This window comes from Mammaliicoccus lentus (assembly GCF_002902755.1).
GTDB lineage: Bacteria > Bacillota > Bacilli > Staphylococcales > Staphylococcaceae > Mammaliicoccus > Mammaliicoccus lentus.
In genome coordinates, this window is sequence record NZ_PPRS01000038.1 from 18,034 (window position 1) to 29,154 (window position 11,121).

General features: G+C 32.1%; 10 protein-coding genes. 5 read left to right on the top strand and 5 right to left on the bottom strand.

Annotated features, from left to right (window positions below):
• Positions 1-180 precede the first annotated feature (180 nt).
• The 3 genes from serA to CD135_RS10655 all read right to left on the bottom strand — a co-directional run bounded on the left by serA (position 181) and on the right by CD135_RS10655 (position 3,475).
• On the bottom strand, positions 181-1,779 hold the full coding sequence (gene serA / locus CD135_RS10645; protein WP_103269446.1) for a phosphoglycerate dehydrogenase: 1,599 nt from the start codon (positions 1,777-1,779) through the stop codon (positions 181-183).
• Positions 1,772-2,929, bottom strand: a complete 1,158-nt coding sequence (locus tag CD135_RS10650) for a pyridoxal-phosphate-dependent aminotransferase family protein (protein ID WP_064204357.1) — start codon at positions 2,927-2,929, stop codon at positions 1,772-1,774. The genes serA and CD135_RS10650 overlap by 8 nt, the downstream gene beginning before the upstream one ends.
• A gap of 102 nt (positions 2,930-3,031) precedes the next feature.
• On the bottom strand, positions 3,032-3,475 hold the full coding sequence (locus tag CD135_RS10655; protein WP_017000625.1) for an SACOL1771 family peroxiredoxin: 444 nt from the start codon (positions 3,473-3,475) through the stop codon (positions 3,032-3,034).
• A 74-nt stretch (positions 3,476-3,549) separates the two neighbouring features.
• Here CD135_RS10655 and CD135_RS10660 point away from each other — a divergent pair, with 74 nt between their 5' ends.
• Complete coding sequence (locus CD135_RS10660; protein ID WP_103269447.1) at positions 3,550-4,302, top strand: glycerophosphodiester phosphodiesterase; 753 nt, start codon at positions 3,550-3,552, stop codon at positions 4,300-4,302.
• A 54-nt stretch (positions 4,303-4,356) separates the two neighbouring features.
• Here the strand turns inward: CD135_RS10660 and rpsD are convergent, their stop codons facing one another.
• Positions 4,357-4,959 carry a 30S ribosomal protein S4 gene (rpsD, locus tag CD135_RS10665; RefSeq protein ID WP_017000627.1) on the bottom strand — a complete coding sequence of 201 codons (603 nt, stop codon included), beginning with the start codon at positions 4,957-4,959 and terminating at the stop codon, positions 4,357-4,359.
• A gap of 224 nt (positions 4,960-5,183) precedes the next feature.
• Positions 5,184-5,648 carry a GAF domain-containing protein gene (locus CD135_RS10670; protein WP_017000628.1) on the bottom strand — a complete coding sequence of 155 codons (465 nt, stop codon included), beginning with the start codon at positions 5,646-5,648 and terminating at the stop codon, positions 5,184-5,186.
• A 136-nt stretch (positions 5,649-5,784) separates the two neighbouring features.
• On the opposite strand from CD135_RS10670, the gene ezrA reads away from it, so the two are divergent.
• The 4 genes from ezrA to CD135_RS10690 all read left to right on the top strand — a co-directional run bounded on the left by ezrA (position 5,785) and on the right by CD135_RS10690 (position 10,823).
• A complete protein-coding gene (gene ezrA, locus CD135_RS10675; RefSeq protein WP_103269448.1) occupies positions 5,785-7,482 on the top strand; it encodes a septation ring formation regulator EzrA in 1,698 nt (565 codons plus the stop codon).
• 168 nt (positions 7,483-7,650) lie between these two features.
• The gene (locus CD135_RS10680) at positions 7,651-8,796 is read left to right on the top strand and encodes a cysteine desulfurase family protein (protein WP_103269449.1); all 1,146 of its coding nucleotides are present in this window, start codon (positions 7,651-7,653) and stop codon (positions 8,794-8,796) included.
• Complete coding sequence (thiI, locus tag CD135_RS10685; protein ID WP_103269450.1) at positions 8,786-10,003, top strand: tRNA uracil 4-sulfurtransferase ThiI; 1,218 nt, start codon at positions 8,786-8,788, stop codon at positions 10,001-10,003. The genes CD135_RS10680 and thiI overlap by 11 nt, the downstream gene beginning before the upstream one ends.
• Positions 10,004-10,049: 46 nt before the next feature.
• Complete coding sequence (locus CD135_RS10690; RefSeq protein WP_017000631.1) at positions 10,050-10,823, top strand: sulfite exporter TauE/SafE family protein; 774 nt, start codon at positions 10,050-10,052, stop codon at positions 10,821-10,823.
• Positions 10,824-11,121: the final 298 nt, after the last annotated feature.

Below are 11,121 nucleotides of genomic sequence, written 5' to 3' on the forward strand. Positions count from 1 at the left end.
AAAAAAGTCTGGAACATAAATAATTGTCCCAGACTCTCTTTTTGTATTGGCAGTAGATGACTGGTATGAAAATGCGCTTATAACAAGTTTTTTTCATACCTAGTCATCCTTGCCGGGGTGGGACTACGAAATCTTTTTAATAAAATGAGATTTCTGTCCCACTCCCTTTATATTTATAGATTAATCTATTGGTTTATCTAATTCTACTTTATTAATTCTTTGGAAACCATCAATGCCATAAAGGTCTGAAATAGTTTCATCAGTTGCTTCTTGGTCAATTGAAAGTACCATCATTGCTTCGCCGCCGATAGAATGTCTACCTAAGTGCATTGAAGCGATATTTATTTTATGCTCTCCAAGTAATTGTCCCATTTTACCAACAATACCTGGACGGTCATTATGATTAATAATTAACATATGTTTTTCAGGCTTGAAATCTACCGGATAGTCGTTGATTCTTACGATGCGAGGACCATATCCATTAAGAACGGTTGAACCAATTTTAACTGAATGTTCTTTATTGATTAACTCAAGTTCTATATAGTTACTGAAACCATATTTTTTACTATTCTTCTCAATTTGATAAGTTACACCTTGTTCATTTAGTAAAACTAATGCATTTATAAGGTTAACGTGATCGCCTAAATCTTGTTTTAGCACACCCATTACTAATTGGCGTGTAATTAAACTTGTATCATCTAAAGCTATTTCACCATGATATTTAATTTTAAGTTCACGTGGTCCTTTATCAAATAATTGTATACCTACTTCGCCAGTAGTTCTACTTAACTGTACAAACGGTCTTAATTCTTCTTCGACATCACCAGAAATTTGAGGGGCGTTCACAGCATGTAAAACATTATTATTTTCAAAAATATCAATGATTTCATTTGCCACAGATACCGCTACTTTTTCTTGTGCTTCAATTGTAGATGCACCTAGGTGAGGAGTTACAATGATTTTATCGTGTTGCGTTAAAGGTGTGTTGTTTGCTGGTTCTTCTGTAAATACATCGAGTGCAGCTTTAGCAATTTTACCTTCATCTAATGCTTTAATTAAGGCGTCTTCGTCTATAATACCACCTCTAGCAACGTTAATGATTTGTAAATTTGGTTTCGCTAAATTGAAAAAGTCCTCATTTGCTATACCTTTAGTTTTAGGTGTAAGAGGAGTATGTACTGTTATAAAGTCTGCTTGTTCTGCAATTTCTTCAACTGTAGCTCGTGTAACCTCTAAACGCTTTGCTTCATCGCTTGATAAATAAGGATCGAAAGCGAGTATATTCATACCAAAGCTTTGTGCTCTTTTTGCAACACCAAGACCAATTCGGCCAGCACCAATAACACCTAGTGTTTTTTGATATAACTCCGTACCGCGGAATGTTTTTCTATCCCAGTTTCCTTCTTGCAATGAACGATGAGCTTCAGGAATATTTCTAGCCATCGCTAAAATCATAGCCATAGAATGTTCAGTTGCAGAAATTGTATTACCATCTGGTGCGTTGATTACTAATATTCCTTCTTTTGTTGCATAATCAACATCAATATTATCAACGCCAACACCTGCGCGTGCAATCACACGTAATTGTTTTGCAGCACTTAATATAGGAGGAGTTATCTGAGTCTGACTTCTTACTATTAATGCATCGTAATTGCCTATAATTTCAGTAAGTTCTGATTCAGATAGACCTGTGTTAATATCAACTTCAAAATTATCATGTTCTAATAAACTTTTTAGACCTTCTTCTGAAATTGGGTCTACGACTATAACTTTAAACATATTGATTAATTACCTCCTGGAATTTTGTGATACCTTTTCCGAGTACGGATGTACCTCTTAGTTCTGATAATACAATTTCTAATGCACTAATGAATTTCAACATATCATTAGGCGACACTTTACCCATGTGTCCAACTCTTAAAATTGAACCTTTAAGATGTTGTTGACCACCAGCAATTGTTATATTAAAACGATTTAGTAATTCATCTTTAATTGGTTTTACTTCTTCTTTATTAGGTACAAAAGCTGTAACAGTAGGGGATGCAAATTGATCTTCTACTAATAAATCGATATCTAATGCTTTTATACCAGCTCTAACAGCTTCTTTACACACTTCGTGACGCTTAATAGTATTTTCGAATTGCTCTTCATTAATTAAATCACAATAAGTTTGAACACCTCTTATAAGTGAAACTGCTGGTGTGAAAGGAGTAGAATCATCATTTAATGAAGTAATGTATTTATTTAAGTCTAAATAAAAACGTGATGTTGTAACTTCTTTAAATCTTTCTATAGATCGATCATTATACGCTACAAAAGCAGCACCTGGAGGTAGCATGATAGCTTTTTGACTACCCGCAACTAATAAATCAATATTGTCTCTTTCCATATCTACGTCTACAGCACCAATGATGCTTACACCATCTACTACAAAATAAATATTTGGATCAATATCATGTACTAATTTACCTAATTCACGGATAGGATGTTTCACTGAAGTCGATGTTTCACAAAATTGAGTGAATACAGCAGTTATATTTTCGTCGAGTGCATTAATATATGCTTCGAATTCTTCTATGTCTACACCATTTCCCCATTCAACTTCAAAAATATGAGCGTTAAATGGATAGGAAGCAGCTATCTTTTTAAACCTGTCTCCAAAAGCGCCTGATACTATAATCACGATATGGTCGTCTGGGTTTACGATATTGACCATTGCCGCCTCTAAAGCGCTTGTTCCAGAAGAAGTAAGGATAGCTACAGGGTTTTTAGCCCCAAAAATTGTTTGTAGATCTCTTGATGCTTGATGAATAATTTGACTAAATTCCTTTGTTCTATGACCAGTCATAGGTAAGTTCATACTTTCTAGAATTTGCCTAGGAACTGTCGTAGGACCTGGTGCGAGTAATAAAGAATCATGTTGATACATATTTATATACACTCCTTATTGAATTTATGTTCTATATTGTAGCAAAGAAAATAATAAAAATATAGTGAATTTATAGAAAATTCAGATTAAAACGCTTTCATATCAATATCTTACTTCACCACTGGCAATAACTTGAACATTTCCAGCTAAGGCACGTGTCACCATACAAGATTCTTCTGCTTTTTGAACAAGTCTTTTAAGTTTTCCTTGTAAATCTTCATCAGGTTCATCCCCAATATAAATTACAGGATAGTGTTCTATTTTTTTATAAGTAATGACACCATTTTCCACATCAACATATCCTTTTGAATCAACTTCAATTCTTTCGATTTCAATTTCAGAACGCTCAATCATTGCCGCTAAAGTAATCATATAACAAGTTGAAGCTGCGCCTAGTAACATTTCGTCAGGATTTGTGCCAATTTCAGGTCCGTCCATAACCTCTGGAATCGAAACTCTCGTTGATAAATTATTAGTTGTAATATGGCCTGAAGTATTTCTACCTTTAGTCCATGTTCCTTTTAAGTCAAAAATATGTGTAGTCATAATTATTTTTCCTTTCTTTAAATAAATAATTTTAGGTATACTTTACATTATGACGGATAATTAAGGAGTAGACAATGAATCTGAACAGTATAAATTCAATAATTAAGGTAGCACATAGAGGTGTTCCTTCATTGATACCTGAAAATACGATAGCATCTTATAAATATGCTCTCACATTAAACATCGATATGTTAGAAATTGATATACATAGAACTAAAGATGGAAAATTAGTTGTTATGCATGATCCTACGACTGAAAGAACAACTTTAGAACAAGGTACCATTAAAGATTTAACTTATGATGAATTATTAAAATATGATATAGGTAAATGGAAAGGAGAGAAATTTATAGGAGAACGTATACCATTGCTACAAGAAGTATTACAGCTTATCAAGCCTACCAATATTAAATTACTAATAGAAGTTAAACATCCAGATAAATATCCAGGCATAGAAGAAGAATTAATAAATGAAATTATTAAGACAGGGCTTGATATCAATCGTATTATTATCCAATCATTTGATAGAAACAGCGTGAAAAAGGTTCGAGAATTAAATAAAAATATAAAACTTGGTGTGCTGATAAGTAAAAGACATCGTCTTATTAGAAATGATACAATACAAAAAATAAGTGAATATGCTCAGTATTTAAATCCAAATTATAAATTGCTTACGAAAGGGTTTGTGAAAAGTATACATGCGCATGGTTTAAAAATATTACCTTACACTGTAAATGATTATCATAATTTTGTAAGAATGATAAAAATTGGAGTAGATGGCGTTATTACAGATTATCCTCAAAGTTTAAGTGAATGGTTAAATGAATAAAATCTTATAAAAAAATCCCCGCTCCGAATGGAGTGGGGATATAAATTTAAACTATTAACGAGAGTAGTACTCAACGATTAATTGTTCATTGATTTCAGCAGGTAATTCACTACGTTCTGGAACGCGTACAAATGATCCTTCTAATTTATCAGCATCAAATGTTAAGTACTCAGGTACGTGGTTACTTAATTCTACAGATTCAGCAACAATGTTTAATTTTTGTGATTTTTCACGAACACCAATAGTTTGACCTGGTTTTAAAGTGTAAGATGGGATGTCTACGCGACCACCATCTACAGTGATGTGACCATGGTTAACTAATTGACGTGCTTGACGACGAGTACGTGCTAAACCTAATTGGTATACTACAGCATCTAAACGAGAAGCTAATAGTGCCATGAAGTTGTCACCGTGAACACCTTGCATGTTACCAGCTTTGTCGAAGATAGTGCGGAATTGACGTTCGTTAATTCCGTACATGTAACGTAATTTTTGTTTCTCTTGTAATTGCATACCATACTCAGATAATTTTTTACGTTGAGTAGGGCCGTGTTGTCCTGGTGCATATGGACGTTTTTCTAATTCTTTACCTGTGCCGCTTAATGAAATACCTAAACGACGTGATTTTTTCCAGTTTGAACCTCTAAATCTTGCCATTTTGAAGTTCCTCCTTTTTCTTGTTTGATTGTTATGAAGAAACAAGAAAGAATGTTAAATGCTCATATGGATATGTTATATTTGTGTGCCTTCACCTTGCAGCCGCGGTTACACAACACGCCTTCTTTGGGAATAACATAGAGCCCTATAATATTTAACTGCTACTTCCGTTAATTCACACAAAGAATAGTATACTGTTCTTGATGGGTAATGTCAAACTATTTTTAGATATAGAGATGCTTTTCGAGTACTTGCACAAGTTGTTCTAAACCATCTTTATCTTTTTCTGTAAATCTTGCTTTTATTGGTGCATCTATATCTAACACACCGATAACTTCTTTGTTATAATATAGTGGTATAACTATTTCAGATTTACTGTTTGCATCACAAGCTATATGCCCAGGGAAGGCATTGACATCATCTACAAGCTGAGTTGAGTTATTTTCTACAGCTGTTCCACATACGCCTTTACCAATTTCTATATCAACGCAAGCAGGTAATCCTTGAAACGGACCAAGTTTTAATGCATTATTCTTAATAAGATAAAAACCTACCCAATTAATTTCGGGTAAAAATTGATTAATAAAAGCAGATGTATTACTTAAATTTGCAATTAGGTCTTTTTCACCTGATAAAAGGCCATCTAATTGTTTGCTTAATAGTGAATAATTCAAATTATGTTCAGACATATTTATTCCTCTTTTCATTATTTTTTTAAATTATAAATCTATTTTAGAACTTTAGATACAAATTGCACAGAAAAAGGTTTGTTGGATAAATATTTTACGTTATAATAAAGAGAACGATTTAGGAGGAGAATACATAATGGCAATTTATATAACACTTGCAATTATCATCATTATATTAATTGGTATTGGTATAATGTTATGGTTGCGTACATCAAAGCGAACTTTGATTACTGAGACTGAACAGCGTAAACAAAAAATTAAACAATTACCGTTTCAAGATGAGTTAGCTAAACTTAAAAAATTAAATGTGCGAGGCGAAGCTAAAGATAAGTATGATCAATTTAAACGAGAGTGGCAAACAGTGCTACAAGAAGATTTGAAAGTAGTGGATGCTAAAATACATGATGCCGATGCAGAGCTAGATAAATTTAAGTTTTCGCAATCGGAAGAAAGTATAGCTGATGCAGATAAGATTATGGATGGCATCGAAAAGAAATATACGCGCTTAACTCAGAGTGTTACAGAATTAATTACAACAGTAGAATCAAGCGATAAATTGTATGAAGAATGTAAGCAAATCTACAGAGAAACCAAAAGAGAAGTGTTAGCAAACAGACACCAATTCGGTGATGCAGCTGATTTAATCGAAAAAAATATCGAAGCATTTTATCCTAGAATTGAGCAGTATGAAGAACTTATTGATGAGGGACATTATGTTAAAGCAAAAGGTCATATTGATCAATTACATACAGATATGAAACGCATGCAAGAAGACATGAATGAAATTCCTCTATTAATCAAAGACGTTCAAAAAGAATTACCAGGACAATTCCAAGATTTAAAATTTGGTTGTCGCGATTTAAAAGTAGAAGGTTATAATTTAGAACATGTTAAAGTAGAAAGTACTTTACAAACTTTAAGAGGCAGATTGAATTTAGTTGAACCATTAATAGGTAGATTAGAACTAAGTGAAGCTGAAAACATTATTACTGAGATTAACGATTCATTAGATGATATGTACGATTTAATCGAACATGAAGTTAAATCTAAAAATACAGTTGAACAATCTAAAGAAATTATTACAGATGAATTATTCCATGCTAAAGATATGAACTATACGCTACAAACAGAAATTGAATATGTAAAAGAAAACTATTATATTTCTGAAGAAGACGTTCATAAAGTAAGACAGTATGAAAATGAGATTCAAAATTTAATAACTGTATATGATGAAATTTTGAGTGAAATGGCAAAAGCAAGTGTTAGATACAGTGAAGTAGAAGATAATTTACTATATATTGAAGAACACGTAAAAGTTATTAATGACAATCAAGAAAAAATTCAAAATCACCTTGTTTCATTACGTGAAGATGAAGCAACAGCTCAACAAAACACACTTAGAGTTCAATCTAAGAAAGAGGAAATATACAGAAATCTACTTGCTTCAAATTTACCTAGCGTACCTGAAAGATTTATCATTATGAAAAATGAAATCGATCATGAAATACGCGAAGTTAATAAAATCTTTAGCCAAAGACCGATTAATGTTCAGTTTGTGAAAGATAAAGTGAGCAATATCGTTTTACAAATGAATAAGTTTGAAGATGAAACAACAGACGTTTTAATTAATGCAGTTCATGCTGAAACATTAATTCAATATGGTAATAGATATAGAAAAGAAAATAACGAATTAAACAAAAGTCTTAATGAAGCAGAAAGACTTTTCGCTAATAATAGATACAAGCGTGCAATAGAAATTTCAGAAGCGGCTTTAGAAAAAGTTGAACCTGGAATCAGTGATAAAATCGAAGAAGAAGTTTATCAGCAAAATTAATAAATATTTATAATAACAAGCTAGAACAAATTATTGTTCTAGCTTGTTATTTTTGGATAATCAATTGTCAAACTTCATTTTTTCACGTTAGCTACTCTATCATTTTTAAGTATATCTATACCATTTGACTTGTGGTATCATTATATAATGAAAAAAAGAGGTGACAGTATGATATATCTAGATAATGCTGCAACTACGAAGCCTCATGAGGATGTTATTAAGTCATATACTCAAATGAACCAACATTATTTTTTTAATCCAAATAGCCCTCATGGTGCAGGAATAAAAATTGCACATTTGATTGATAAAGCAAGAAAAAATATAAAACAATACTTAAATTTAAATGATAAATTTGATGTCATATTTACTAGTGGAGCCACTGAATCAAATAATATAGTCTTGCAAGGTATGGCTCAAACGAAGAAAAGATTTGGGAATACGATTTTAACAACTAAAATGGAACATCCATCTGTACTTGAAACGATGCGAGCGTTAGAAGAACAAGGATTTAACCTGAAATATATTAATACAACTGCTGATGGTAAATTAGATTTAAATTCTTTAGAAAAGCTACTTAATGATGATGTCATCCTTGTAACTTGTATGCATGTCAATAATATAATGGGCCAAGTTCAACCTATAGAAGAGATTAGCAAAATGCTTGAAGCTTATCCTAAAGTTCATTTTCATGTAGATGGTGTTCAAGGATTTGGTAAAATCCCTTTAGATATCAATTTAATGGATAGTTATAGTTTAAGCGCTCATAAATTCCATGGATTAAAAGGTTCTGGAATTTTAGTGTTGAACCAACTCAGATCTATTAAACCAATCATATTTGGTGGGGGACAAGAATACGGTATTAGAAGTGGTACAGTAAATGCCCCAGTTAATGTTTCTTTAGCTAAAGCTATGAGATTTATGCAAGAGAATTGTGAACAACATCGTAAAGTATTATATGCGAAGGGATCTGAAATTAGAACGTTTATAGAAAGTTATGAAGGTATAGTAATTAACTCTCCGACCGACGCAGCTCCATATATTTTGAATATTTCATTTCCGGGAGTAAAAGGTGAAGTATTGGTTAATGCTTTTTCAAAATTTGATATTTACCTTTCAACTACAAGTGCATGTTCTTCGAAAAAAAGTTCGCATAATGAAACGCTAAAAGCTATGGGTATGAGTAATAGTCGTATAGAAGGTAGTATAAGAATTAGCATAACGTATGATATAACAGAAGAACAAATCGAAACATTTAAAGAAGCCTTTAATAAAGTATATATAGAAGTAAAGGAGTTATTAAAAAATGAATTATGATCATATATTAGTTAGGTACGGTGAATTAACTTTAAAATCAGGCAATAGAAAGATGTTTGTAAATAAGTTAAGAGCAAACATTAAAGATCGCTTAATGCCACTACAAGGATATAAGGTACGTGCTAATCGAGATAGAATGTATATAGATGTCTATGAAGGTTCAGATATTGAAGAAATGATGACACGTATAACGTCGGTGTTTGGTGTACATTCAGTTAGCCCAGTAGTAAGAATTGAAAAAGAGTTAGATGTTATGAAGGAAATTGCACTTCAATTCGCGAATGAATTTAATGATGGTGACACATTTAAAATAGATGTTAGACGTGCAGATAAGACATTTGAAATGGATACTTTTCAACTAAACCAAGCTCTAGGTGGTCATGTACTCGAAAACACTAACAACATCACGGTTGATGTTAAACAGCCTGATCATAAAATTAAAGTAGAAGTAAGAAAAGATGCAATTTATATGTATAATAAAGTCCTAGAAGGTGCAGGAGGTTTACCTGTAGGAACTGGGGGTAAAACTTTATTAATGCTTTCTGGTGGAATAGATTCTCCAGTAGCTGGCATGGAGGTAATGAAACGTGGTGTAACAATTGAAGCTATTCATTTTCATAGCCCGCCATATACTAGTGAACAAGCAAAACAAAAAGTTATCGACTTAACGAAACAGCTTTCTTATTTAACAGGGGACATTAAACTTCATATTGTACCTTTTACGAATTTACAAAAACAAATTCATAAAGTTGTTGAAGAAAGTTATACAATGACAAGTACGAGAAGAATGATGCTTCGAATTACAGAAAAAGTTGCTCATAATATTGGAGCACATGCTATCGTTAATGGAGAAAACTTAGGACAAGTAGCTAGTCAAACTCTTGGCAGTATGTATGCAATAAATAGTGTTACATCTATGCCTATTTTAAGACCACTATTAACATTCGATAAAGATGAAATTGTTAAAAAAGCACAAGCTATTAACACTTTCGATTTATCGATTCAACCTTTTGAAGATTGTTGTACAATTTTTACGCCGAAAAACCCGAAAACAAATCCAAAATTAGAAAAAGTAGAATATTTTGAATCGAATTTTGATTTTGGTCCATTAATTGATGAAGCGGTAGAAAATGTAGAAACAATCACAATTTCTAAACATGATGATATTCAAAAAGAGAAAGAAGAATGGATGGATGATCTACTTTAAAATAGACGTTGGGATGTCGTATTCATAAAGTAGAGGAGATGAGACGATGGAGTTTGATATTAATATCCTACTCATCATTATAGTATTTGGTTTAATTGCGTCATTTATAGATTCTGTTGTAGGTGGCGGTGGTTTGATTTCTTTACCGGCGCTACTAGCGGTTGGAATGGATCCAGCGGTTGCGTTAGGTACAAATAAATTAGCAAGTTCTTTTGGTACATTTACAAGTACAATGAAGTTTATTAAAGCAAAAAAAGTGGATTTTGATATTGTCGGAAAGTTATTTCCTTTAAGCTTTATCGGCTCAATCTTCGGAGCAATAACTGCGACCTATTTACCACCAGAATATTTAAAGCCGTTAGCTATTATCATTCTTGCTCTTGTTACAGTGTATTCCATTGTAAAGAAAGATTGGGGAGATATTAACCAATATAAAAAATTATCATTAAAAAAGGCGATACTTTTTATTATTGGTGTAATTGTTATTGGTTATTATGATGGCTTCTTAGGTGGTGGAACAGGTTCGTTTTTCCTATTCATGTTGTTATTAATTGGCCTTGACTACTTACATGCAGCAGGTAATGCAAAGTTTTTAAACCTTGCTTCAAACGTTGGTGCTTTATTATTGTTCATGTTTCTCGGACAAGTCAATTATGTATATGGATTATGTATGGCCGCATCAATGGTAGCAGGTTCATACTTAGGAGTGACGTTTGCTATTAAAAAAGGCGTTTCTTATGTAAAAGTATTATTTATTGTTGTGACTATCATTTTGATTATTAAAAATATTTATGATTATGTGACTGTACAGTTAATGTGATTAAAAATAACATGAGACAGGGAGATAATTCCTTAGCTCAAAAATCCTCCTAATCCGTTGAGATATTAATTTACAAATTAGGAGGATTTTTAATATATACGATTTTAAAATATAGGCCTATAATGCTAACGAGCTTGTTAATAATTTCTTGCACGTTAGAGGTCATTACCTCACATATATATAATAAAAGCCCGAAACATAAATGATATGCTCCCTGTTAAGTAAACACTTAAATAGTGAAAACTTAGCAGGGAGTTTTATTATGACTAGAAATATTAAAATAGATATCAATACTTTA